The organism is Thermosipho africanus Ob7 (assembly GCF_003351105.1).
In the GTDB taxonomy this organism is placed as follows: Bacteria; Thermotogota; Thermotogae; order Thermotogales; family Fervidobacteriaceae; genus Thermosipho; species Thermosipho africanus.
The window spans coordinates 106,052-129,898 of record NZ_NKRG01000003.1 but is presented as its reverse complement, the minus strand read 5'-3'; the positions used below and the strand labels follow the sequence as shown (position 1 = coordinate 129,898).

The following is a 23,847-nucleotide window of genomic DNA, read 5'->3' as shown; positions in this document are numbered from 1 at the left end:
ATGGATAAGATAGTAGATTTTTATGAAAAACATAGAAAAAAGCTACTAGTTCTTTTGATTTTAATTAATATTATATCACTTATTGGTGTATTTAGAATTCGTTTTAATACTGACTTTACTTTATTTATGCCTAAAAATTCAAAGTATGAAGATATATTAAACGAAATTGAAAAGGATTTTTCATCAAAAGATCAGCTTAATTTACTGATTGAATTTAATGTTAGTCCATATTCTTTAGAAGGAATTAAAAAGATAAGAGAATATGAAAATAGATTAAAGAAAATTGATGGAGTTGTAGAGATTGTATCTCCATTACCAACTCAGATCCCTGTCGGCTTTAGAAAAGTTGATGTAAGTCAGATAAATGAAAGTAATATAGACTATGTACTAAACTTTTTAAAAAAGATTTCTTCGGAAAATATAATAGAAAAAGATGGTAAATATTATTTAATGTTTTATATTTTTCCCAACAAAAGAGTTGTTTCTGAAATCAACAAAGTAATTGATGTTCCACACTATTTTGCAGGAACTTCATATTTGCAGGAAAAAATATTTGATTACTTGCTTTTTATAGTTTTGACGATACCACCACTTGCAATATTGACAATCTTTTTTGTTTTTAAATGGAGACTTGGAAGTAGAAAAGCTACATTTTTTTCTGTCTTTCCAGCTGGTATGGGTGCTTTATGGACAATGGGATTTATAGGATGGTACAAAGGTGAAATATCGGTGTTAAGCATACTAGCACCTATTTTTACAATTGTTATGGGAAGTGCAGATGGTCTTCATTTCGTTTCTCATTTTATGGACATAAAAAAAGTTGAAAGTGATAATAAAAAAGCACTTTCAAAAGCACTGGAAAGCACCGGAATAGCAATGATTTTGACAACAATAACGACTGTAGTGGGATTTTTATCGTTGATATATGTAAATTCAGATTCTCTTGCAGAGGTTGCTTTTTTTAGTTCTCTGGGTATTTCCTTTGCAGCAGTTGCAACATGGTTATTTTTACCAATTATTTTATTAAATGCAAAATTAAAAATAAAAGAGGATAAAAGTAAAATAGGTATGTTCCTTGAAAATTTAATTGGAAAAAAATCAATTTTAGTTTCAATTTTGCTGGCATTAATTTTTGCTCCAGGGGCATTTTTCTTAAATTCAGAATTTTATATGATAGATATGTATAAGAACACGACTCAGGTAAAGAAAAATATTGATAAAGTAAGTGAAATTGCAGGGATTTCTGTACCTGTTTTTGGATACTTTAAAGCAGAAAAAATAGTATCACCAGAAATCGCAAATCAAGTTTTGCAATTTGAAGAAAAAATAAGAGAAAAAGACATAAAAGCAGTTTCGGTTTATGATTTAATGAAAAATATCAACGAAAAAATTCTTGGAAGAGAAGGCTATCCACCAAATATTGTCCAGGCTGGTCTTTTATTGAATTTAATGCCGGACGTTTATTCAAACTTTTTGAATATTAAAACATCTTCTGGAAGAATTTTGATATTTCCAAAGGAGATTTCAAAGCAAACATTAAACTACATAGAAAAGAGTGCACCGAGCTTTGTAAAAATTACCGGGATACCATATATAATGAAGGAGATGAACGAAATAATAGTTCCTCAGCAGATAGTTTCATTAATTTTGGCAGTAATATTTGTCTTTATAATTGTTTTGATAAGGATAAAAAATCTTAAGGAGGCGCTTATTTCAATATTGCCAATATCTTTGACGTTAATAGTATTATTCGGTTTTATGGGATATTTCAATGTTAAGTTGAGTATAATTACCGCAACTATGGGAAGCATTGTTGTTGGAGTCGGGATCGATTATGCGATCCATTTTATAGAAAGTTACAACTATAACTACAAGAAATTTAAGAATAAAAAACAAGCATTAGATGAAGCATTTAGAGTAACTTCAAAGCCTATTCTTGCTAATGCATTGGGGCTTGCAATAGGATTGAGTGTTTTATTGGTGTCACCATTTAAAATTCATGAATATTTAATTGGAATTATGTGGGTTTCAATGATTTCAAGCTCTTTATTTAGCTTGACGCTTTTACCAAGTTTATTATTTCTTGCAAAAGTAGAAAAAAATAGAGTATAATATAAAAAGGTATGGATGGATGGAAGGAAATATCAGAGATTTTAAAAAAAGAGGTAATATCCTCTAATCTTTCGTTATTGGAGTTTTCTAAAAGGGTTGGAATAGATATAAATACCTTCAGGAAATATTATGAAGGGAACTTTTCTGGGGAACCTTCTATTGTAGAAGAGCATCTTAGAAAGATAAAAGAGGTTTTTAATTTAAAAGAAGATTTGATAATGTTATATGAGCTGGGAAGTAGTAAAAGAATAAAAGATTCCAAAATTTCTAAGTCTAATTTGTACATATTTCTAATCTTTACTGTTTTTTTATTTATAGGTTCGGTTATTTTATTTTTAAATGTATATGAAACTCCCTTAGTAAGATTAAATTCGATAGGAGATGAGGTAAAAGTAAATGGTAAAGTGGTAAAAACTTTTTTTATGGATGAAGGAGAATATATAGTGGAAGGTCCTTCACTTTTGAAAAAGATTAATAAAGAGACGAAAAAGGTGGTTATGGAAAAATACAAGGTGGTGGTTGGATGGGAAAAGTAAGGCGTGTGGATTTAGTAAATTTGGTAATGTTTTTTTTCTCTTCGCAAGTTGAATATTGGCTGTCTGAGGTAGAGAATGAGTTAATAGAGAAATTTGGACCGATAGATTACAAATCTGATATATTAGATTTTGAAAAATATACTTTATATTACAACAAGGAGATGGGGGAAGGAGTAAAAGGAATATTATTGAGTTTTGAAAGACTTATACATCCTTATCAGCTTGCAGATATTAAAAATATGACAAACGAAATTGAACAGAGATATGCAGTAAAAGGTAATAGAAGATTTAACATTGATCCGGGATATATTCATCATATGCAATTTGTTCTTGCAACTACAAAAATGTGGCCTCATAGGATATATATAGGAAAAGGGATTTATGCAGAAACTACGTTAATGTATATAAATGGAAGATGGAAGGATTATGATTTTACTTATCCAAATTATAAAGAAGAAGAATATAAAAGAGAATTGGAAAAAATTAGACTGAAATATTTGGAAAAAAGAAAAAAATTTTTGAGGTGAAAATTATATGAATTTTTATGTTGATGTTTTAGGATGTCCAAAAAATGAAGCAGATTGTGCACTTTTAAAGGCTTATTTAGAAAAGAAAGGCAACAATATTGTTAATACCATTGAAGATGCAGATGCAGTGGTTATTGATACCTGTGGCTTTATTTTAGAAGCAAAAAAAGAATCTATTGAAGAAATACTTACTTATCTAGAATTAAAAAAAGAAAGAGATCTAAAAGTATACGTAACAGGATGTTTGGTTCAACGATATGGAGAGGAATTAAAAAAGGAGATACCTGAGGTTGATGGATGGTTTGGAATATTGCCACCTGAAAAGATAGCTGAAAATATTGGTAAAGAAAGTATAATACCTAAAAACCCGGAGCCTGTGTATGAATTTGGTGGCAGGGTTGATGAAAAGCAGTATGCATATGTTAAAATTTCCGATGGATGTGATAGAGCTTGTAGCTTTTGTACAATTCCACTTTTTAAAGGAAGCTTTAAGAGTAGAAAGATAGATGATATTGTAAAAGAAGTAGAATATCTCATTTTATCTGGTAAGAAGGAAATTATTCTTGTTGCTCAAGATACAACAGGATATGGGATCGATTTGTATGGAAAGCAAATGCTTCCTGAACTTTTGAAGAGAATTAATGATATACCTGGAGATTTTTGGATAAGAGTAATGTACATGCATCCTGATCATATAACAGATGAGATTATTGAAGCCTTTTCATATGACAAGGTTTTGAAATATTTTGATATACCAGTTCAACATGGGAGTGACAAGGTATTAAAACTTATGAACAGAACAAAAAAATCTGAGCATATATTAAAGCTGGTTGAAAAAATAAGGAAAAGGTATGAAGATGCGGTTTTGAGAACTAGTATTATCGTTGGCTTTCCTGGAGAAACTGATGAAGATTTTGAAGAGTTATTAGATTTTATAAAAATGGTTAGATTTGAGAGGCTTGGAGCATTTATTTATTCAGATGAAGAAGAAGCACCATCTTATCATTTTGAAGGAAAAGTTCCAGAGATAGTAGCTCAAGAAAGGCTTGATATTTTGATGGAAGAACAGTCTAAGATTTCTTTCGAAATAAATGAAAAGATGGTTGGAAAAACTTTTAAAGTGCTTTTTGATGAGGAAGAAGAAGGTGTTTTAATTGCAAGAAGCTATATGGATGCCCCAGAAATTGATGGTAATATTTTTGTTCCAGGAAAGTTTGAAGAAGGATTTTTCAAGGTAAAAGTGACCTCTGCTGATGTATACGATTTAGAAGGTAAAATTGTTGAGGAGTGAGTTTATGAACGTACCAAATTTTATAACCTGGGTGAGAGTAGTTTTAACGGCTATTATTGTTTTTCTTTTATTAAATGGTTTTTATTTAAGTGCTTTTGTTTTATTTTTAATAGCTTCTATTAGTGATTACTTTGACGGTTATTTTGCAAGAAAACTAAATCAGGTTACTAACTTTGGAAAGATATTTGACCAAATGAGTGACAAAATTCTTATTACTAGCATTTTAATTGTTTTTGTCCAACTTGGATTAGTTCCATCATGGATTTTAGTTGTTATAGTTTTCAGAGATACACTTGTAAGCACAGTAAGAATGGCAGCTGCATATGGAAACAAGGTTATTGCTGCAAATTATTTTGGAAAGCTAAAGACTGTTTCACAGATGGTTTGGACTATTGGTATTTTTTTACAACTTGTAGGCTTTGAAAGTTTGGTAATTTTCAATGTATTGCTTTCTTATTTAGTTGTGTTTTTAACCGTGGTATCGGGCTTGGTTTATATGGTACAAAATAAAGAGATATTAAAGGGGTGATTTTAATTTGCGTACCTTTATTGCTATCGATATAAATTCAGAGGTAAGAAGCATAGCAGAGGAAGTTATTGAAAAACTTAAAAAAATGGGCTTTAAAGCTTCATGGACAAGTCCTGAAAATTTGCATCTGACATTATTTTTTATGGGTGATTTAAGCGAAGAAAAGGTTGATTTACTTGCCCAACGTTTGCATAAAAGGTTGGCAGGTTTTCCTAGTTTTTCGTATGAAGTTTCTGATTTTGGGTTTTTTAGATTTAAACATTTACCGCGGGTATTCTTTTTGAAGGTTACCCAAGATAAAATTTTGCAAACACTTTATCTTGAAATGAGGTCTGAGCTGAAAAAGCTCAGGTTGTCTTTTGACGATAAGGGTAATTTTGTTCCACATATTACACTTGGCAGGTTAAAATTTAGTCCAGAAAATTGGGAAGAGTTAATAAAAGGTATTACTGTTCCTAAAACAATAGTTTCAGTTGACAAGGTGACGATATATTCGTCAACTTTAACTCCAGCTGGTCCTATTTATAAGTGGCTTTACAAGGTAAAATTTGAAGGAGGTTTGGAAAAGAATGAGCAATGATAATGCAAAAAAAAGAGAGGTTTTGAAAAAAGCTATAGGAAAGATTGAAAAAACTTACGGTAAGGGTTCAATAATGTTTTTGGGTGAAGAATCAAGTATACAAAATATTGAGACTATTCCAAGTGGTTCTGTTGCAATCGATATAGCATCTGGTGTTGGTGGATATCCACGTGGGAGGATAATTGAAATATATGGTCCAGAGTCAAGTGGAAAAACTACGATTGCTTTGCATGCTATAGCTTCGGCTCAAAAAAATGGGGGAGTTGCAGCATTTATTGATGCAGAGCATGCACTTGATCCTGTATATGCCCAAAATCTTGGAGTTAATGTAAATGATTTATTGATAGCTCAACCCGATTATGGTGAGCAGGCACTTGAAATTGTTGATGAACTTGTGAGAAGTAATGCCGTTGATATTGTTGTGATTGATTCTGTGGCAGCGCTTGTTCCACGTGCAGAAATAGAAGGTTCTATGGGCGATGTACAGGTTGGTCTTCAGGCTAGGTTGATGTCTCAAGCTTTGAGAAAACTTGCAGGAAATATAAATAAATCAAAAACAGTTGTGATATTTATAAACCAGACTCGTATGAAAATAGGAGTAATGTATGGAAATCCGGAAACTACAACTGGTGGGGTTGCATTGAAATTCTATGCTACTATGAGACTTGAAGTTAGAGGAATTGGAAAAATTACAGAGGGGAGCGAAAGTGTTGGAAATCAGGTAAGGGTAAAATTTGTAAAGAATAAAGTTGCTCCACCATTTAAAGAAGCAATTGTTGATATTATTTACGGAAAAGGTATAGTAAGAGAAAATGAATTATTTAATATTGCAGTCGATGAGCAGCTTATAACAAGACGTGGAAGTTGGTTCTCATATGTTGATTTGAAGGGCGTAGAGCATTCACTTGGACAAGGTAAAAATAATTCAATTGCATATCTTTTAGAACATCCTGAATTGTTGGACGAAATAGAAGGAATAATAAGAGAAAAGCATGGTTTAATTAAGAAGGGTGAAGAAAAAGCCGATGAGAAAAAAGAATCTGATAAATGATGCGTTAAGGCTTTTAAAGTTTAGAATACGTTCAGAAAAAGAGATATATTTGAGATTAAAAGATAAAGGTTATGGTGATGAAGAAATAAAAAAAACAATTGAGGAACTAAAATCAAAAGGTTTTTTAGATGATGAAAAATTTGCATACCTTTATGCTTATGATTCTTTGACTTTGAAAAAAAAGGGACCATTTTTGATTAAAAGGGAGCTTTTAAACCTTGGAGTTGATGAATACATAATTGATGATGCAATTTCAAAAGTTTTATCTGAAGTTGATATTGAGCAGATAAAAAGAGAATTGGTAAAAGATATGGATGCAAGAAAAGCTAAAGAATACTTATATAGAAGAGGATTTGGAGGTGAATAAAATGTTGATATATATATTAGCATTTGTTGGTGTTTTTGTTGGAGCTTTAGTTGGTTATGTAGTAGCTAAAAGAAAAATTGAAAAAGATTTGTTATTAGCAAAAAAAGACGCAGAACATATTATCAAAGAGGCTGAAAAAGAAGCAAGTGAGATCAAGAAAAAGGCTGTTATTGAATCAAGAGAGGAACTTCACAAGCTTAGGGAAGATTGGGAAAAAGAGAAAAAGGCTCGTGAAGAGGAATTAAAGTATGCTGAAGAAAGACTTATTAAAAGAGAAGAAATGGTTTCAAAGCGTGAAGAACTTTTAGATAAAAAAGAAAATTATATAGAAGAGCTGAGAAAAGAATTGGAAGAAAAACAAAGAGAGTTAATTGAGAAAGAAAAAGAAATTGAAGAAAGTTTTGAAAAACTTGCAGGTATTACTCCAGAGCAGGCAAGAGAAATTGTCTTAAATGAAGCGCGTGAAAAGTATGAGTATGAAATTGCAAAGGTTTATTCTCAAATTAAGACAAGGTATGAAGAAGATGCTGAGAAATATGCAAAAAAGGTTATAGCAGATGCGATTCAAAGGTATGCACCTGAGTATTCTGGAGAAGTAACAGTAAGTACTGTGATGCTTCCAAATGATGATATGAAGGGAAGACTTATTGGTAGAGAAGGTAGAAATATAAGAGCATTCGAAAAGGTTACAGGCGTAGATTTAATTATAGATGATACACCAGAAATGGTTACAGTAAGTTGTTTTAATCCATTGAGAAGGGAAATTGCAAGAAGAACAATTGAAAAGTTGGTTGCAGATGGAAGAATACATCCTACAAGAATTGAAGAAATGTACGAGAAAGCAAAAGACGAGGTTGAAAGAATAATTAAAGAGGCAGGTCAGGAAGCAACATTTGTAACAGGTGTTGGAGGATTACATCCAGAAATAGTAAAACTTTTAGGTAGATTGAAATTTAGAACAAGTTATGGCCAGAATGTGTTGAATCACTCTATAGAAGTTGCACTTATTGCTGGTTTGTTAGCCTCAGAACTTGGGTTGAATGTAGAAATGGCCAAACGTGGAGGATTGTTGCATGATATAGGCAAAGCACTTGATCATGAAGTTGAAGGCTCACATACTATTATTGGTGCTGAAATATTAAAGAGATATGGTGAAAAGAAAGAAGTTATTAATATGATAATGGCTCACCATGGTGAAGAAGAGCCGATGACCCCAGAAGCTGTAATTGTTGCAGCTGCAGATGCATTATCTGCTGCAAGACCGGGTGCGAGAAGAGAAGACGTTGAGAATTATATTAAAAGGCTTATTAAACTTGAAGAAATTGCAAAAAGCTTTAAATATGTTGAAAATGCATATGCAATTCAAGCTGGTAGAGAAGTAAGGGTTATAGTACAACCAGATAAAGTTGATGATGTTTTGGCTGATAAATTGTCCCACGACATTGCTATGAAGATCGAAGAAGAGCTGCAATATCCAGGAGTTTTAAAAGTTGTGGTAATTAGAGAAAAACGAAGTGTAGCTTACGCAAAGTAATGAAAATCCCCCTTCATGAAAAGAAGGGGGATTTTTTCTTATCTGTTATTATATGCTTCAATTGCCTTTGCCATTATATTAATTGCATCTTTTAGTTTTTCAGATTCAAGTACATATGCGATTCTAATTTCACTCTTTCCAAGTCCTTTAGTTGCGTAAAATCCAGAAAGAGGTGCTACCATTGTAGTTTTTCCATCTACATTAAATTCTGAGAGCATCCATTTGATAAATTCTTCTGAATCATCTACAGGAAGTTTGGCGGATAGATAAAATGCACCTTGAGGTTTATGAGCAATAATTCCTGGAATTTTACTAATTTCATCGTATGCCACATCTCTTCTTAATCTGTATTCATTCATAGCATTCTTCATGTATTCTTCATCGGTGTTTAACAAACCAATTGCGCCGTATTGAGTAATTTCCGGTGGACAAAGCCTTGCTTGGGCAAGTTTTAATGCAGCAGCATAAAAATCTTTATTTTTGGTTACAAATGTTCCTATTCTTGCGCCACATGCGCTGTATCTTTTTGATAAACTATCTACAATAATCAAGTTATTTTCTCTTAGTTCTTCAAATTCAAACATTGAAATTGCTTTTGTGTTATCAAAAGTAAATTCTCTATATACTTCATCGGATATAACTACTAAATTGAATTTTTTTGCAATATTTGCAATTATTTCTAGTTCTTCTTTAGTATAAACAACACCTGTAGGGTTTGACGGGTTGGAGAATAATATTGCTTTAGTCTTAGGTGAAATTACTTTTTCAAAGTCATCCATTGTTGGCATTCTATAGCCGTTTTCTGGTTTTGCAGTTACTGGTACAAGTTTAACATTAAGGTATGCGGCAAAGCCAGCATAATTTGCATAGAATGGTTCAATAACAATTACTTCATCACCTGGATCACATACAACACCTAATGCAAATAATATTGCTTCACTTCCTCCGTTTGTAACCATGATCTCGTCAGGTTCAACATTTATATTCCATTTATGATAGTATTCTGCGAATTTTTCTCTAAGTGGTTTTATACCTTGAGAGTGAGTATATGCAACTACCTCTGTTTTGAATTTTTGAATATATTCATGCCACTGTTTTGGAGTTTTAATATCAGGTTGGCCTATATTAAGATGATATACATGTATTCCCTTAGCTTTTGCTGCGTCTGCATAAGGTACAAGCCTTCTTATAGGACTTGCTGGGACATTTTGAGCCCTTTTGGATATCATTTTACTCCTCCTCCTTAATGTATGTTATGCTTTCATCTAAAACATTGTATTCTTCAGGTTTTTTAGTTCCTCTAATTTTAATATGGGCAAAGGTTTCAAAAAATTCAGTGTTTATTATTTCGTATCCTTTATAGTGCAAATCTTGCATTGCTTTTCCATACTCATAGTACCCAACTTTAATTATGTAAACTGGTACGGGTACAAGTGTTGTTACTTTTAAATTAGAAATTAATTCATCGACGGTTGAAGAATAGGCATCAATAAGGCCTCTAACGCCGAGTTTTACTCCACCAAAATACCTAGTTACGACAACCGCAACATTTAAAAGATCATATTTTTTTAAAACACCTAAAATCGGCCTTCCGGCAGTTCCAGAAGGCTCACCATTATCAGAAGAAAATTCTATTATTTGGTTATTTTCAATTACTCTATATGCAGGGCAATTGTGAGTTGCATCGTTATATTTTTTAGAAATCTCTCTTATAAACTCTTTAGCTTCTTCTTGGCTTTCAATGTGCGAAAGAGTGGCAATAAATATAGAGCGTTCTATATTTTTTTTGTGTTCATGTACTCCAAATATTGTTTTATATTTTATATAATTCATATTGTCTTGCTTAACACCTCTTTATTATCCAAATCATATATTGTAATTTTAGGAGTATTTGAAAGATCAATAATCATATATGTTTGAGGGTAACCTCCTTTAGGCAAAGAAAGACTACCCGGATTTGCAATTATTATTCCTTCTTTTTCTTCAATTTTAGGAATATGGGTATGCCCATGTAGAATTATTCTAACATTATGATTTTTTGCAAAGCTTGTAACATCAAAATTATCATTTTCAATGCTTTCACCATGAAAAAGATAGATTGGAATATCTTTAAAAAATTCCATAGTTTGCTTTGGCATTTCCTGCAATCCTAATACCTTAACATCAACATCTGCATCACAGTTGCCCCTTATGTAGTTGATGTTAAAATTTTTAAGTTCTTCTACAAGTTCTTTTGGATTATAGCCTTCTGGGAGAGGATTTCTTGGACCATGGTATAAAACATCTCCAAGATGGAATATTTCATTAACTTGTTCTGCAATTTTTTTGATTTTATTCCAATAATATACTGAACCGTGAGTATCTGAAATAACTAGTACTTTCACTATTTCACCCCTTAATAAGAATATAACAAATATTTTTTTAATAGGCACTTTTGTAAAATTCTTTATTTTTGTAAAAAATAGGGCAAAAATATATAGAACTCTATTTTTTTAAGCTTTGCGCAATTTTACATGCCAGTTCAACGTTGTTCTTTAAGAGAGCTATATTTGATTCAAGAGTTTTACCATTTGAAAGCTCTACAAGTCTTTTTAACATATAGGGGGTAACTTCTTTTCCGTGAATTTCTTTTTCTGCTATCTCTTTTTCTATTATTTTTATATAACCTTCTATTTCATTATTATCTAAAACATAGTCTTCTGGAATTGGATTTGCAACCAAAAGTGCACTTTCTAATTTAAGTTTATTTTTTTCATTAAAAATATTAGCAATTTCATCTGCACTTTCTACCTTATATATTTTTTCTTTTGAAAGTCCGTTGTAAAATATTGGGAAATATTCAGTTTTGTAGCCCACAGTTAAGACCTGAAAAGTTTCTAAAAATTCAAGTGTTTTCTTTATATCAAGTATTGATTTACAACCTGCCGAAACCACAATTATATTTGTTTTTGAAAGTTCTATAATATCTTGTGAAACGTCCCATTCCCCTCTATGTACTCCACCGATGCCACCTGTTGCAAATACTTTTATTCCTGCAAGACTAGCAATCTTTGCAGTGGAGCTAACAGTAGTTGCAGCAGATTTTTTCATTGCAATGGCGTAGGAAATTTCCCTTGTTCCTACTTTTATTGGATTATCATCGACAAGTTCAATTAGTTGTTCTTTTGAAAGACCTACAATAACTTCACCTTTTAATATACCGATTGTTGCAGGAACACAACCATTTTCGTAAACGATATCTTCAAATTCTTGTGCTACTTTGAGATTTTCTGGATATGGAAGACCGTGAGCTATTACTGTACTTTCTAGTGCAACAATTGGCTTGTTTTCTTCAAGAGCCTTTTGGACTTTTTCTGAAATGATCAAAATTACACCTCCGTTATTTTACCTCTATTTCTTTTGAAAACTTTAAAACGTTATTTCCACTCTTTACATTCACCTTTATCACGTAATTTCCTTTTTCAAGTTTTCCAATATTGAGTCTGTATGTTGGGATTGTAAATGCTTGGGTGACCATTTCACCCTTTTTGGGTTCATTTAATACAAGGTTGATTAAGATCTGGTTTTCTTTTATTTCATAATTTTCAAGTTCAAGTGAATATCCTCCAGTTTTTTTGAGCCCCATTGATACGACAATAAAAATATCGTCGTTAGTTGAAAATGTGTCTTTTAAGACTATCTTATTTTCTATAGTAAAGACGTAAATTCCCATTTCTCTAAATTCTGGTGTCATAATTTCACCTATTTCTACATTTTTTGTTACTTGCTTTTTGTCAATTTCATAATTTCCAATTATAACGGTAGCATTTTTTGGACAAATTATTAAAAAAGAAGGAATAATAGAATAGTTTCCTTTTCTTAATGTTTTAATAGTGTAGTTATGTTCTTCATTGTTGAATCTAATTAAAATTTTAGTAGTTTCAATAGCACTTTTCGGTGTAAAGTACCAACCTTTTATTATATATCCCTTTTCTTGGTTATTTTCAAAAAGTTTTAAATAGTAAACCATGTTGTTTTTTGTTCCTTCATATTGAAATAGATTATCCGGTAGTTCTTTATCTACAGGGTAGATAAAAACAGAGTTTGAGAGAATAATTATACTAAAAATAGTTAAAAATAATGAAAGGAATTTTTTCATGGATTTCACCTCCTATGTTGATTATATCATAAAGTAAATTCCCCACAATGCGGGGAATTTACTCTAAATGTTTGGTATTAATTCTTCTAATATTTTTAACACTTCATCTGGTAATTTATCTTTACCGGAATTTTCTACTTCTTTTGTTTTAACAAATTCTATTCTTCTTTTGAAACTTTCTTTTAATGATTGAATATATTTAATGTCATTCATCTCAGATTCAAAGCCTTCTATACGTGTTATGTAGAAATCTCCAAACCATTTATACCATTTTAAAGAACCTTCTACTACTTTTTCTACAAGCGATATTGTCAGTTCTTTTGGGATTTTCTTATCTAAAAAGTAACCGGTATTTAAGATGTATCCTTCTACCCCTTTTTCAAAGAGTAATTTGAATTTTTGGTAATCCTCGGAAAGTGGATAAGTTCTAAATGGATTTGCGTATGGTTCAAATACCAATGCATTTGGGTCAACACCATCATCCAATTTTTCAGCAGATGTTCTTTTTGTAGTAAGTAATGCGCCCATGGTTGAAGAGAGTACTGGATTTTCTATTTTAACTATAGGTGGAAGTGTTGGATCTTTCATAAGCCAGAATATAGCATTAATCTTAGAATCTATTTTATTAACCCTATTTGGTGACCAGAGCTTTGATTTTATTGCACGTCCATTTCCGTTTCTAATATCCTCCATTATAGGTACTATGTTTCCATTTTCATCCATTGTTGCCCCACAATTTTGAATGGTAAGAAGGTATTTATTATCTTCCTTGGATGTTGGATAATCTGCAGTTTTATCAAAATAAGATGGTTCAAGTGCTATTGAAGATAAATCTTTGGTTGATATAATGAAGGCATCATCGTGTAAAATAGTTACATCATAATTTTTATGTTTTGCGTGTGTAAGTGTCGATTTTCCTGAACCAGATAATCCAAAAAATGCAGCAACAAAATCAGTTTTTTCATTTTTTAATCTTTTTAATCCACCATGGCAGGAAGCATATCCATTTCTATTTGCAATGCTCCATGCAAGGGTTAAAGTTCCTTTTTTTAATTCCCCAAAATATCTCATTCCAAGTATAGCAGCACAGTTATGTTGAGGATCAAAAATAGCGAGTCCTAATGGATAATCTGGATGTTTCCAATCAGGATCTGCAAAAACGTAGATATCACCTTCATTAAAAATATGGGACTCATTATACATTTTTTCGTATTCCAAGGAAAGATATTGAAAATTCAGCAACCAGTTATATAACAAATTTTCATGTCCTTCTGGAATTAGTAAGTGATTTTTAACCATGAACTCTTTAGAAAGTCCAGTAAAAGATATTCCATGATACATTTTTTTGTGTCTAGAGTTGTAAACTGCTTCTCTTACAATTTCTTCGTATTTTTTATTGTCTATATTTGGATCTCCTATGATCCTTCTACCTGCTGCATACCTTCCAGTGACAGTACCATCATTGAAGAGAAGAACTTTTGTATCTTTGTCAAGACCTAAAAGTTCTGGTTGGTAAACTTTCCAGCTTGTAACTATTGTACCAGGAGAATTTTTAGCAAGCTTGTATGCTTCTTTTGGGCTTGTAATGATTTCGACGTTGTTGCCATAGAATGCTGTTTCAATTGTAACTCTCATTCTAGAAAAGAGTGAATTTTCCTTTGATATTTCATTGATTTTGAAATATTGCTTTGTTGCCAACACCATCCCTCCCCTCTGACAAGGGAAATTATAACAGTAAAGTGGAGAGTATAAAAATACATAATCGAATATTATAAATTAGAAAATGAAAGAATAAAAATTATTTGGAGAAATTTTGTCTGAAAATGAAAGAATATAACTAATTTTAAAAAACTTAAGATTTTGAAAAAGTTAAATCAGGGAGATTTAAGAGAGGAATATTAACTTGGAGTGGATAGAGAAAAGATTAATGATTGGAACAATAGGTTAATTATTTGTGAATTTTAATAAAAAGGCTCCATTTATTTGAAATGGAGCCTTAAAATTTAAAAAGGATAAAAAGTTAACTACTGTAGGGTAGCTTTTCCTATCTTTTTTATAGGCAAGTCACTCTTTACATCGTTTCCTATTACTAAAATTAGCTGGTGAATTGGAGAGTGTTGGATATCGGAGATCTTTAAACCTAAATTTTTTGTGTACGTTGGATTTTCTTTGTAGTTTGATAAAGCAAGTACAAAATTTCCTTTTGATGTTTGTTTTTTGATTTCATTCCAAAGAATTTTTTCTCTTTCAAGATCAAAATCTTTCCAACCAATAATATATACATCTCCAGATTTAGGTAATAATGCCTTGGTAGCTTTTCCTACCATGCCAATTACCATTGTTGGTGGAATTGGAATTTTGTTGTTTGTATTGTAAAGTGAAGCATTTCCACTTGCAACTTTTATATTAGAAAATTCACAGGCATCTTTCAACCCTTGCATCATAGCAGCTAGTCCTTCAGGCTCTTCATCAGGATCTCCATAATTTATACAATCGGTTATTGCAAGTGGCTCGGCACCTACAGCTATTGTTTTTCTAACGCTTTCAATAACAGCAATAAAAGAACCCCAATATGGACTAACTTTTCCAATGTCTGCTCTGCTATGTGTAAGAAGAGAATAGTATATATCTTCATCTTTTATTCTCATGAGAGCAGCTCCATATCCTGGTTTAATTATTGTATCAGTTCCAACCATATAATCATATTGAGTGTAAACATAGCTTGCATCAACAGGTGAAAATGTAAGATCTATATTTTCTGGGAGTGCATCTTTTTCAAATTCATATATTTCTTCTTCAGGAGCATTTGAAAGTAATTTTGCAGGAACTTTCAAAATGGTCTTGCCATTGTGTCTTACATGGTATATACCATCATCCGTAACTACTCCGACAATTGCTCCAAATAGTAAGTGATCTTTAGCTATTTTTAATATTTTTTCTGCTTTTTCTTTTGATGTTATTACTGCCATTCTTTCCTGGCTTTCACTTATTAATATTTCTATTGGTTTCATGTCAGGTTCCCTTAGTGGAAGATTTTCTAGGTCTATTATTGCTCCAAAACCTCCTTTTGCTACAAGCTCAGAAGTAGCAGAAAGAACACCCCCAGCACCAAGATCTTGTGCTCCTTCTACCAGGCCCTCTTCTACCATTTTTAAAAATGCTTCAATGAGTTGTTTTTCTGCAAATGGGTCACCAACTTGAATAGAAAGTTTGTTTGCTTTTTCACCCGTAAGGTCTTCTGAAGCAAATGAAGCTCCATGAATTCCATCTCTTCCGGTTGCTCCACCAAAAATTACAATTACCTGTCCTTTTCTTGTTGCTTTAGAAGTAATGATATTTTCTTTTTTTACTATACCTGCTGCCATAACGTTAACAAGTGGATTATATTTATAGGCGTCACTGATTCTTAGTTCTCCGCCAACAGTTGGAACGCCTATTGAATTTCCATAATCGGCAATTCCTTCAATTATTCCGTCTATTATCTTGTGCATATGTAAAGAATCAAGAATAGCAGTAGGCCTTGCTCCCATTGCAAGTATATCTCTTATTATCCCTCCAACACCAGTTGCAGCTCCGTTGTAAGGCTCAATTGCGCTTGGATGGTTATGACTTTCAATTTTAAACGATATATAATACTTATCATTTAGAGGTACAAGACCTGCGTTTCCCGATTCCTCACTTACAAGTGGAAGTCTTTTTATATACTTTTTGGTATGAGAGTATCCACAGTGTTCGCTCCACATTACTGTAAAAGCTTCTATTTCGTTTGTGGTGGCTTTTCTACCAAGGCTTTCTTCGAGTATGTCTAAGTATTTCATTTTTTACCACCTCTTATGTATTCATAAAGTGATTTAAAAAGTTTTATCCCATCGTCACTCCCCATTATTTTTTCAACGGCTCTTTCTGGATGTGGCATCATTCCTAAAATATTTCCATTTATTATTCCTGCTATGTTTTGATCGGAACCATTTACATCTTCTTTGTATTTGAATACAACATTTGGTTGCTTATCTATAACATATCTTCCAAAGCCATGAGCAATTGGTAATTTTATTACCTCTCCTTTTTTATACATTAATGTAAAAGGTGTTTCGTTATTAACAACTTCAAGTTCAACAGTTTCACAAATAAATTTTCCGTTTTTATTTTGAAGTAATCCACCTGGAAGGAGTCCCATTTCTACAAGTATTTGAAATCCATTGCAAATTCCAAGTACGAGTCCGCCATTTTCTGCAAATTTTTTTACATTAGATGATTCTCTTGCTGATACAGCACCAGGTCTTAGATAGTCACCGTATGAAAATCCTCCAGGAAGAATTACAAGCTCAAAATCATCTAGATTGTCCTTTGTGGAAACAAAATATGGTTTAAAACCTGAAAGTTTTAATGCATAAAATGCATCTCGATCGCAATTTGAACCTGGGTATACTATAACTCCAGCTTTCATTTTATCTCCACCTTAAACTCCTCTGTAACAGGGTTAACCAGTAATTCCTCACAAGCTTTTATAACTAATTTTTCTGCTTGTTCTTTGCTTTCAGCTTGAACTTCCCCATGTATGGATTTACCAATTCGTATGCTTTCTATTGGTATGTTACCTTCTTCTCTTAAAACTCTTGCAATAGTTTCTCCTCTTGGATCTCTGACGTTGCTTTTGTATTGAATGTCTATAACAAATTTAAACTTCTGCATGCTGAGAGAACCTCCCTATATTTTTCAAGTGGATCTCCTAAATCTTTTCTATATACATCCTTATCAAATATACCATCTTTTTTTCTAAGTCTCAGAGTATCAGGTGAAATTTCATCACCTAAACAGACTTTTCCTTCATTGTCAATACCATATTCAAACTTCATATCCCATAGATCAAATCCAAGTTTTTCAAAAAAGTTTTTAAGTTCAATTGCTGTTTTTTTAGCACTTTTTTCTATTTCTTCTGCTTGTTTTTCATTACAGATTTCAAATAATACAAGATGGTTTTTACATACCATAGGATCATGTCTTTCATCATCTTTTATAAAAAATTCAACTAGAGGTTCTTTAAATTCTTCTCCCTCATTACCCCCGTATCTTCTTATAAAAGATCCCGCTTTTTTTAACCTTACTACAACTTCAAGTGGTAACATTTTTAATGATACTGCTTTTATTTTGTTAGGTGAAATGAAATCTAAAAATTGTGTATATATCCCCATTGAGTTTAAATATTTCATTGAAATTGCGGTAATTTCTGCGCAAATAGCACCTTTCCCTTCTAAAACGTTATGTTTTTCCCCATCCCCGGCAGTGATATCATCTTTAAAATTTAAAATAACGTAATCCCCAAAATTTTCAACAATCTTTGTTTTTCCTTCCATAAATACATCCCCCCTTAAAGATACTTCCCCACAAGCTTTGAGCGGTAATCTTTTAGTTTTTTTGATAAACTTTCATCACTTAACGCAAGTATTTCAATTGCAAGTAATGCGGCATTTTTCCCCCTATCGATCCCCACGGTAGCAACTGGAATGTCATTTGGCATTTGAACAATAGATAATAAAGAATCTAATCCCCCTAAGTCGTTAGATTTTACAGGTACCCCAATGACTGGTTTTAATGTTTTTGAAGCAATTACCCCTGGAAGATGAGCTGCTCCACCTGCGATTGCAATAAATACTTTGGTACCTTTCTTTTCGCAGCTTTGAATGTATTCATCCAACAAATCTGGTGTTCTGTGTGCTGAAAGATATTTTGTTTCATATGGTACTGAAAATTCTTCTAGGACTTTTTCTACTTTTTCTACTATGTTTGAATCACTTTTGCTGCCTGCAATAATACTTATCACCTCATCACCCCCTATAAAGCAAAAAATCCCCGCCATCATAGATGGCAGGGATTTTTCTAAAATATTTAAATAACAAAAGTATTGAGCGCAATTTACTCATTTTTCTCACTCCTTTTTGGCCTCACGGGACCAAATTAAAGGTACAACTTAAGTATAACATGTATTTTATGATTAGGTCAACTCATATATGGTTAAAAGATTGTAAAAAAGTTAAATTGATTCTAAAATTGACATGTATTTAGTAACATCATCGGGAAAAACGGTTAGGACTTTTCCAAAATTTTTGTATTTAGTAGCAACAAGTGCGTTTGCTGCAGCTGAAATTCCAACGTTGAGACCAAGCTTTTTGTTGAGATATACGAACATATCCAGGACTTCTTCATCTTTTACAGTTTCTATTTTATCGATAACTGTTTGATCCAAAATTTTTGGAATAAATCCTGCACCAATACCTTGAATTTTGTGTTTTCCAGGATTTTTTCCTGATAAAACGGCTGAATTTTCAGGTTCGACAGCTACAATTTTAACTTTTTTGTTAAAGAATTTTTTTAAAACTCTACCAACACCACTAATTGTTCCACCCGTCCCAACTCCTGCAACAAAAACATCTAATTCAAAATTGGTTTGTCTTAGTATTTCAGGTCCAGTTGTAAGCTCGTGAGCTAAAACGTTGAAAGGATTTTCAAATTGATTTGGCATAAAAGCATCTTTTTCAGCAACTATTTCTTTTGCTTTTTCAATTGCACCTTTCATTCCCTTATCAGCAGGAGTTAGTACAACGTCAGCACCGAATGCTTTCATAATTTCAATTCTTTCTTTACTCATACTTTCAGGCATTGTTAAGATTGTTTTAAGTCCTAATTTTTTACCAATCCATGAAAGAGAGATTCCTGTGTTGCCACTAGTTGGTTCCACGATAATTCCATTTTTGATTAAGTTGTTGTTAATAGCAGCTTTTATCATAAAATAAGCTGCACGATCCTTCACACTACCTGAAGGATTGTTTCGTTCAAATTTTGCATATATGCCTAATTCTTCAATAAAGTATACTGGAGTATTTCCAATCATATTAATTTACCTCCCTTTTATATAATCCATTCTATTTCTTCTTTTTTTATTTCATTTATATTTTTTGCGGGAATCCCTACAAACACTGAATTTTCTGGAACATCGTCTAAAACTACTGAGTTTGCACCTATTTTTGCATTATTTCCTATTTTGACTGGCCCAAGAATTTTTGCGCCGGCACCTATAAGTACGTTTTTTCCAACATCTGGATGTCTTTTTCCTTTTTGAATATTTCTTGCCCCCAAAGTAACTCCATGATAGATTATTGTACCTTCACCAACTGACGCAGTAGAGCCTATTACAGTTCCTATTCCGTGATCTATAACTACTCCTGGTTCAATTTTAGCTGCAGGGTGAATATCGATTGAAAACAATATTCTTGATAGAAAATGAATTAAGAATGAAATAAACTTAAGGTTATTAATATAAAATAGGTGGGAGATTCTATAAAATGTTAAAGAGATAAATCCAACATGGAATAGAACTTGATATGAATTTTCAATGGAAGGATCTTTTTTTAGTATTTCTTCCTTATCTTTTTTGATAGCAATAAAAGTATTTTTTAAGTCTTTAAAAAATTTGCGCACCCCATAAAATATCACCTTCCTGTCTAGTTTGTTGTTTTTATTATAACAGATTCATGTGGAATATAAATTAATTATTTGTAAAAAAATTATTTCAGAATAAATTAATTAGTCTTACCTTATAAAAATGTGGTAAAATTTTTTTGGAAAGGAGTGATAATATGAAAATTTCAATAATTGGTGCAGGAAGAGTAGGTACAAGCATAGCATATTCTTTGCTTCATAGAAAGATAGCTAATGAGATAGTAATTATTGATAAAAATTATGAAAAGGCTTATGGTGAAGCATTAGATCTTTATCATGGTACTTCTTTACTCAAGCGATGTAATATTTATGCTGGAAATTTCCAAGATTTAAAAAACAGTGATATTGTTATTATTACCGCTGGTGCAGCTCAAAAAGTTGGTGAAACAAGGTTAGATTTAACAAAAAGAAACTATGAGATAATAAAAGAAATATCTAAAGAAATAAAAAAATGCGCTAATGAAAGTATTATAATAAACGTAACTAATCCAGTTGATGTGCTTACTTATTTTCTTTGGAAAGAACTAGACTTTCCAAAAAATAAAGTGATTGGTACAGGGACAATACTTGATACAGCAAGATTTAGAGCTTTGGTTTCAAAGCAGTGTGGAGTTTCACCGGCAAGTGTTCATGCATATATTGTGGGTGAACATGGCGATAGTGAACTAATGGTTTGGAGTAGTGCAACTATTGGTGGTGTAAATATAAAAGATTTTTGCAAGGTATGTAATAGAAAAAATTGTAGAAATTTGAGAGACATATTTGAGGAAACTAAAAATGCAGCTTATACAATTATTGAGAAAAAAGGAGCTACAAACTTTGCTATAGGAGTAGTTACAGCTCAACTTGTTGAGAGTATTTTTAAAGATGAGAAAAAAGTCTTAACTCCATCAACATATATTGATGGTATTTTCATAGGTTTTCCCGCAATTGTAGGTAAAAATGGAATAGAAAGAATTATTCCAATTGAAATGGATGAATTCGAAATTAGTTTGTTTGAAAATTCAAAAAATATAATAAGAAAGCAAATAGAAGAAATAGAACTATAACAATTTTTTTATTTTGCTTAATTTTTCAATACTGAACTTAAGTCCTCCGGGTCTATTCCTGGAAAGCCATATTTTTTTATAATTTTCAATAAGTTTTTCTAATCTAATTGAAAATTCTTCTTTTGTAACACTGGGCAGCTTGGAAATACTGTTAACATTAGCCTTTTTTGTGGAAATAAGAAGCTCAGTTGCCAAAATTGAAAGTTCTATATTATTTTTAATTTCTTCTTTTATTAATGAGTCATCAATATTATTAGCCTTTTGCAATTGTTCTTCCAAGAATTGCTTTGTTAATAATAAGTTTTCAACGTTTATTTTTTCAAGAAAATCTTTATTTATTTTATCTGGGTATATATATACAAGTGCAAAAAGTGCAGAATTAGAAAATTCAATACCTGTTAATTTATATGCATTGCCTAATGCAATTAAAATTTCAGCCACCTCTTTTTCAAAATAAAGACTAATAGCATTTTCTAAGTTAACATCTTTGTTTTCTTCAAATCCCCAAAAAACTCCTGCTGAATAAAATATTGCCGGTAGTGAGATCGGAAGGTGTTGCCAATGGCCGTTGTCTCCCCAATCAGTTAAAAGTAAACCAGAAGCTTTGAATTTTACGGCGTTTTCAGCTGCATTTTTAACGTTTAAAATAAAATTTTCTAACCTTCCAATTAATGAATTCCATGATGATGTTCCTGGACATACATAGAATTTTTTGCTTTTGAACAATTTGCATTCATCTTCGAATGGATGATTTTTTTCATATCCCCATATTAAAAAAGTTATATCATTTGGAATTTCATTTACAAGTTCAGGATAATTTTTAATTATATCTGCCCACATCATCATCTTTTTGTTGTATTTTTTTAGTAAATTATAAATTTTAAGAATGAAATCAAGATAGACTTTGCCTTTTCCCATCTTTTCACACAATTTTTTGGATTTTCCCTGGCACAAATCAAATGTTTCATCACCATTTATATTGAAATATTTGCTTGAAAAATGAGGAAGTAACTCTTTATATAAGTTATCCAGAAATTTTATAGAATCTTCAATAACTGGAGAGAGAGAAAATGGTGTATTGTAATGCTCTCCCCAAGGTGTATCAAATTCAAAAGTCTCAGCTAGATAGCTATATTCATTGTGTGTTAACCATTTTTCCATATGTCCAAAGGAAGCCTGGTTTGGAACAAGTTCTATGAATCTTTCTTTACAGTAATTGTCTAGAAGAATGATATCTTCTCCACTTAGTGGTGAATAGTCTTTCCAAACCTTTTCATGTTCTTGATATGAAAAGGTATGTTCGATATAAAGTTGGAGTTGATTGAATTTTAGTTGGGCTAGTAAATCTACAATGTAAAATAACGTCTCGAGCTTTGGTACTTTATCTCTACTAATATCTAACAAATATCCTCTATTTTTTATGCTAGGAAAATCGAAAATTTCAAGTTGAGGAATTTTTAGACCAAAATTTTTGATAATTTGGATTAATGTCATAAAGGCATAATGTACACCAGCTACATTATTTGCCGTTATTTCTATCTTTTTATTTGAAATTGTTAATATATATCCAGAATTTTTTTTAATTTTTGAGCGGTTTATTTTACTTTCAATAACTGTTTTTTCACCATTATGAAGACTGATGAATGATTCAATACCAATATTTTCAAGTTCTTTTTTTAGCATTTTGGCACTTGTAAGTAGTGACTTTGTAGGAATAGATATGAAAAGTTTACTTGGAAAGTTGAATTCACCTTGGTTTATTTTTAGTTTCTTTGGAGCAGGGATAAAAATCATATAGTGATCACCTCTTCTGATTTTCTTATTTCTATTATATAACAAAAATGATGTATAATTTAAATAGGTAGAATATTATTTGGAAGGGGATTAAAAATTAAAATTACAGTTTTATGCAATGATACTTCTAGAGATGCTTTTTTAAAAGAACATGGACTTTCTATATTGATAAATGATAGGGTATTATTTGACACAGGGCAAACAGATGTATTTATAAAAAACGGAGAAAAGCTTGGAATTAATTTTTCTAAGATTGAAAAAGTTATAATTTCACATGGGCATTATGATCATATTGGTGGGTTGATTTTTTTACAAAATGTAGCAAATCCTGAGGTGTTTATTCACAAAAAAGCGTTGGTTGAAAGATATAGTGCTAGTAAATTTGCAGGAGTACCGTATGATTGGAACAAAATTGAACTAAAAGTAAACTTTATAGATAGTGATATTTCAACTGACGAAGTTAGAATAATAACAAATATTAAAATGAGAGAAGATATTATTGATGAGAAATTTAGATTATCAGATGGAAGAAAGGATTTTTTTGAAGATGAAATAAACATAGTAATTGAAAATTTTTTGTTTACTGGTTGTGCGCATAGAGGTATTGAAAATATTGTAGAGCAGGTGATAAAAAGGTATAATATAGAATATGTAGTAGGAGGATTTCACTTAGTAAATGCATCAAGTGAAAGGATAAGAAAAATTACTGAGCTTTTTGAAAAATATGATTTAAAAGTGATACCTCTACATTGTACTGGTGAAAATGCAATAAAATTTATGAAAAATAGATTAAAGGATAAGTGCATTATTTTAAATTCTGGTGATGAATGGAGGAGATAAAA

25 protein-coding genes are annotated in these 23,847 nt (G+C 31.5%); 11 read left to right on the top strand and 14 right to left on the bottom strand.

Annotated elements, in window-relative coordinates; genetic code table 11:
- Genes OB7_RS04350 through rny form a run of 9 tightly spaced genes read left to right on the top strand, consistent with a single transcriptional unit; the run spans position 1 to position 8,527 of the window.
- Complete coding sequence (locus OB7_RS04350; protein ID WP_114702619.1) at positions 1-2,112, top strand: efflux RND transporter permease subunit; 2,112 nt, start codon at positions 1-3, stop codon at positions 2,110-2,112.
- A gap of 11 nt (positions 2,113-2,123) precedes the next feature.
- The gene (locus OB7_RS04345; RefSeq protein WP_012580236.1) at positions 2,124-2,648 is read left to right on the top strand and encodes a hypothetical protein; all 525 of its coding nucleotides are present in this window, start codon (positions 2,124-2,126) and stop codon (positions 2,646-2,648) included.
- Positions 2,636-3,175: a DUF4416 family protein gene (locus OB7_RS04340; protein ID WP_012580237.1), complete on the top strand. Its 540-nt coding sequence runs from the start codon at positions 2,636-2,638 to the stop codon at positions 3,173-3,175. The genes OB7_RS04345 and OB7_RS04340 overlap by 13 nt, the downstream gene beginning before the upstream one ends.
- A gap of 7 nt (positions 3,176-3,182) precedes the next feature.
- Positions 3,183-4,466 carry a 30S ribosomal protein S12 methylthiotransferase RimO gene (rimO, locus tag OB7_RS04335; protein ID WP_012580238.1) on the top strand — a complete coding sequence of 428 codons (1,284 nt, stop codon included), beginning with the start codon at positions 3,183-3,185 and terminating at the stop codon, positions 4,464-4,466.
- 4 nt (positions 4,467-4,470) lie between these two features.
- The gene (gene pgsA / locus OB7_RS04330; RefSeq protein WP_004101927.1) at positions 4,471-4,995 is read left to right on the top strand and encodes a CDP-diacylglycerol--glycerol-3-phosphate 3-phosphatidyltransferase; all 525 of its coding nucleotides are present in this window, start codon (positions 4,471-4,473) and stop codon (positions 4,993-4,995) included.
- A gap of 7 nt (positions 4,996-5,002) precedes the next feature.
- Positions 5,003-5,575: an RNA 2',3'-cyclic phosphodiesterase gene (gene thpR, locus OB7_RS04325; RefSeq protein ID WP_004101929.1), complete on the top strand. Its 573-nt coding sequence runs from the start codon at positions 5,003-5,005 to the stop codon at positions 5,573-5,575.
- Positions 5,565-6,626, top strand: coding sequence for a recombinase RecA (gene recA / locus OB7_RS04320; RefSeq protein ID WP_004101931.1), 1,062 nt, complete (start codon positions 5,565-5,567; stop codon positions 6,624-6,626). The genes thpR and recA overlap by 11 nt, the downstream gene beginning before the upstream one ends.
- Positions 6,601-6,993 carry a regulatory protein RecX gene (locus OB7_RS04315; RefSeq protein WP_114702618.1) on the top strand — a complete coding sequence of 131 codons (393 nt, stop codon included), beginning with the start codon at positions 6,601-6,603 and terminating at the stop codon, positions 6,991-6,993. Before recA ends, OB7_RS04315 begins: the two co-directional genes overlap by 26 nt.
- Position 6,994: 1 nt before the next feature.
- On the top strand, positions 6,995-8,527 hold the full coding sequence (gene rny / locus OB7_RS04310) for a ribonuclease Y (protein ID WP_114702617.1): 1,533 nt from the start codon (positions 6,995-6,997) through the stop codon (positions 8,525-8,527).
- 38 nt (positions 8,528-8,565) lie between these two features.
- Here the strand turns inward: rny and OB7_RS04305 are convergent, their stop codons facing one another.
- The 13 genes from OB7_RS04305 to epsC form a co-directional block, all read right to left on the bottom strand.
- Complete coding sequence (locus tag OB7_RS04305; protein WP_012580241.1) at positions 8,566-9,756, bottom strand: pyridoxal phosphate-dependent aminotransferase; 1,191 nt, start codon at positions 9,754-9,756, stop codon at positions 8,566-8,568.
- 1 nt (position 9,757) lies between these two features.
- A complete protein-coding gene (locus tag OB7_RS04300) occupies positions 9,758-10,360 on the bottom strand; it encodes an IMPACT family protein (protein WP_114702616.1) in 603 nt (200 codons plus the stop codon).
- Positions 10,357-10,911: a phosphodiesterase gene (gene yfcE, locus OB7_RS04295; protein WP_114702615.1), complete on the bottom strand. Its 555-nt coding sequence runs from the start codon at positions 10,909-10,911 to the stop codon at positions 10,357-10,359. The genes OB7_RS04300 and yfcE overlap by 4 nt, the downstream gene beginning before the upstream one ends.
- 100 nt (positions 10,912-11,011) lie before the next feature.
- A complete protein-coding gene (locus OB7_RS04290; protein ID WP_114702614.1) occupies positions 11,012-11,893 on the bottom strand; it encodes a pseudouridine-5'-phosphate glycosidase in 882 nt (293 codons plus the stop codon).
- 13 nt (positions 11,894-11,906) lie between these two features.
- A complete protein-coding gene (locus OB7_RS04285; protein ID WP_114702613.1) occupies positions 11,907-12,665 on the bottom strand; it encodes a protease complex subunit PrcB family protein in 759 nt (252 codons plus the stop codon).
- 63 nt (positions 12,666-12,728) lie between these two features.
- On the bottom strand, positions 12,729-14,369 hold the full coding sequence (locus tag OB7_RS04280; RefSeq protein WP_282956779.1) for a phosphoenolpyruvate carboxykinase (ATP): 1,641 nt from the start codon (positions 14,367-14,369) through the stop codon (positions 12,729-12,731).
- 320 nt (positions 14,370-14,689) lie between these two features.
- Positions 14,690-16,483, bottom strand: a complete 1,794-nt coding sequence (gene purL, locus OB7_RS04275; RefSeq protein WP_114702611.1) for a phosphoribosylformylglycinamidine synthase subunit PurL — start codon at positions 16,481-16,483, stop codon at positions 14,690-14,692.
- Positions 16,480-17,112: a phosphoribosylformylglycinamidine synthase subunit PurQ gene (purQ, locus tag OB7_RS04270; protein ID WP_114702610.1), complete on the bottom strand. Its 633-nt coding sequence runs from the start codon at positions 17,110-17,112 to the stop codon at positions 16,480-16,482. The genes purL and purQ overlap by 4 nt, the downstream gene beginning before the upstream one ends.
- Positions 17,109-17,357 (bottom strand): phosphoribosylformylglycinamidine synthase subunit PurS, encoded by a 249-nt coding sequence (gene purS / locus OB7_RS04265; protein WP_114702609.1) that lies wholly within the window; start codon positions 17,355-17,357, stop codon positions 17,109-17,111. Before purS ends, purQ begins: the two co-directional genes overlap by 4 nt.
- Entirely contained in the window at positions 17,333-18,019 is a 687-nt protein-coding gene (locus OB7_RS04260) for a phosphoribosylaminoimidazolesuccinocarboxamide synthase (protein ID WP_004101949.1), read from the bottom strand. Before OB7_RS04260 ends, purS begins: the two co-directional genes overlap by 25 nt.
- A 14-nt stretch (positions 18,020-18,033) precedes the next feature.
- Complete coding sequence (gene purE, locus OB7_RS04255) at positions 18,034-18,486, bottom strand: 5-(carboxyamino)imidazole ribonucleotide mutase (RefSeq protein WP_004101951.1); 453 nt, start codon at positions 18,484-18,486, stop codon at positions 18,034-18,036.
- Positions 18,487-18,696: 210 nt separating this feature from the next.
- Positions 18,697-19,554, bottom strand: a complete 858-nt coding sequence (locus OB7_RS04250) for a PLP-dependent cysteine synthase family protein (protein ID WP_114702608.1) — start codon at positions 19,552-19,554, stop codon at positions 18,697-18,699.
- Between the two features lie 17 nt (positions 19,555-19,571).
- A complete protein-coding gene (epsC, locus tag OB7_RS04245) occupies positions 19,572-20,141 on the bottom strand; it encodes a serine O-acetyltransferase EpsC (protein ID WP_114702607.1) in 570 nt (189 codons plus the stop codon).
- Positions 20,142-20,281: 140 nt separating this feature from the next.
- Here epsC and OB7_RS04240 point away from each other — a divergent pair, with 140 nt between their 5' ends.
- Positions 20,282-21,211, top strand: a complete 930-nt coding sequence (locus OB7_RS04240) for an L-lactate dehydrogenase (protein WP_346252942.1) — start codon at positions 20,282-20,284, stop codon at positions 21,209-21,211.
- Here the strand turns inward: OB7_RS04240 and OB7_RS04235 are convergent.
- Entirely contained in the window at positions 21,206-23,005 is a 1,800-nt protein-coding gene (locus OB7_RS04235; protein ID WP_114702605.1) for a beta-N-acetylhexosaminidase, read from the bottom strand. The genes OB7_RS04240 and OB7_RS04235 overlap by 6 nt on opposite strands.
- 165 nt (positions 23,006-23,170) lie before the next feature.
- Here OB7_RS04235 and OB7_RS04230 point away from each other — a divergent pair, with 165 nt between their 5' ends.
- Positions 23,171-23,845, top strand: a complete 675-nt coding sequence (locus tag OB7_RS04230; protein WP_249031014.1) for an MBL fold metallo-hydrolase — start codon at positions 23,171-23,173, stop codon at positions 23,843-23,845.
- Positions 23,846-23,847 lie beyond the last annotated feature (2 nt).

Excerpts from the sequence above, each read along its gene's own strand:
- OB7_RS04280 (WP_282956779.1), bottom strand. The coding sequence starts at position 14,369 with ATGGTGTTGGCAACAAAGCAATATTTCAAAATCAATGAAATATCAAAG.
- OB7_RS04250 (WP_114702608.1), bottom strand. The coding sequence starts at position 19,554 with ATGATTGGAAATACTCCAGTATACTTTATTGAAGAATTAGGCATATAT.
- pgsA (WP_004101927.1), top strand. The coding sequence starts at position 4,471 with ATGAACGTACCAAATTTTATAACCTGGGTGAGAGTAGTTTTAACGGCT.
- purL (WP_114702611.1), bottom strand. The coding sequence starts at position 16,483 with ATGAAATACTTAGACATACTCGAAGAAAGCCTTGGTAGAAAAGCCACC.
- OB7_RS04285 (WP_114702613.1), bottom strand. The coding sequence starts at position 12,665 with ATGAAAAAATTCCTTTCATTATTTTTAACTATTTTTAGTATAATTATT.
- rimO (WP_012580238.1), top strand. The coding sequence starts at position 3,183 with ATGAATTTTTATGTTGATGTTTTAGGATGTCCAAAAAATGAAGCAGAT.
- OB7_RS04345 (WP_012580236.1), top strand. The coding sequence starts at position 2,124 with ATGGATGGATGGAAGGAAATATCAGAGATTTTAAAAAAAGAGGTAATA.
- OB7_RS04300 (WP_114702616.1), bottom strand. The coding sequence starts at position 10,360 with ATGAATTATATAAAATATAAAACAATATTTGGAGTACATGAACACAAA.
- rny (WP_114702617.1), top strand. The coding sequence starts at position 6,995 with ATGTTGATATATATATTAGCATTTGTTGGTGTTTTTGTTGGAGCTTTA.
- OB7_RS04315 (WP_114702618.1), top strand. The coding sequence starts at position 6,601 with ATGAGAAAAAAGAATCTGATAAATGATGCGTTAAGGCTTTTAAAGTTT.
- OB7_RS04235 (WP_114702605.1), bottom strand. The coding sequence starts at position 23,005 with ATGATTTTTATCCCTGCTCCAAAGAAACTAAAAATAAACCAAGGTGAA.
- recA (WP_004101931.1), top strand. The coding sequence starts at position 5,565 with ATGAGCAATGATAATGCAAAAAAAAGAGAGGTTTTGAAAAAAGCTATA.
- OB7_RS04350 (WP_114702619.1), top strand. The coding sequence starts at position 1 with ATGGATAAGATAGTAGATTTTTATGAAAAACATAGAAAAAAGCTACTA.
- purQ (WP_114702610.1), bottom strand. The coding sequence starts at position 17,112 with ATGAAAGCTGGAGTTATAGTATACCCAGGTTCAAATTGCGATCGAGAT.
- OB7_RS04305 (WP_012580241.1), bottom strand. The coding sequence starts at position 9,756 with ATGATATCCAAAAGGGCTCAAAATGTCCCAGCAAGTCCTATAAGAAGG.
- OB7_RS04260 (WP_004101949.1), bottom strand. The coding sequence starts at position 18,019 with ATGGAAGGAAAAACAAAGATTGTTGAAAATTTTGGGGATTACGTTATT.
- purS (WP_114702609.1), bottom strand. The coding sequence starts at position 17,357 with ATGCAGAAGTTTAAATTTGTTATAGACATTCAATACAAAAGCAACGTC.
- OB7_RS04340 (WP_012580237.1), top strand. The coding sequence starts at position 2,636 with ATGGGAAAAGTAAGGCGTGTGGATTTAGTAAATTTGGTAATGTTTTTT.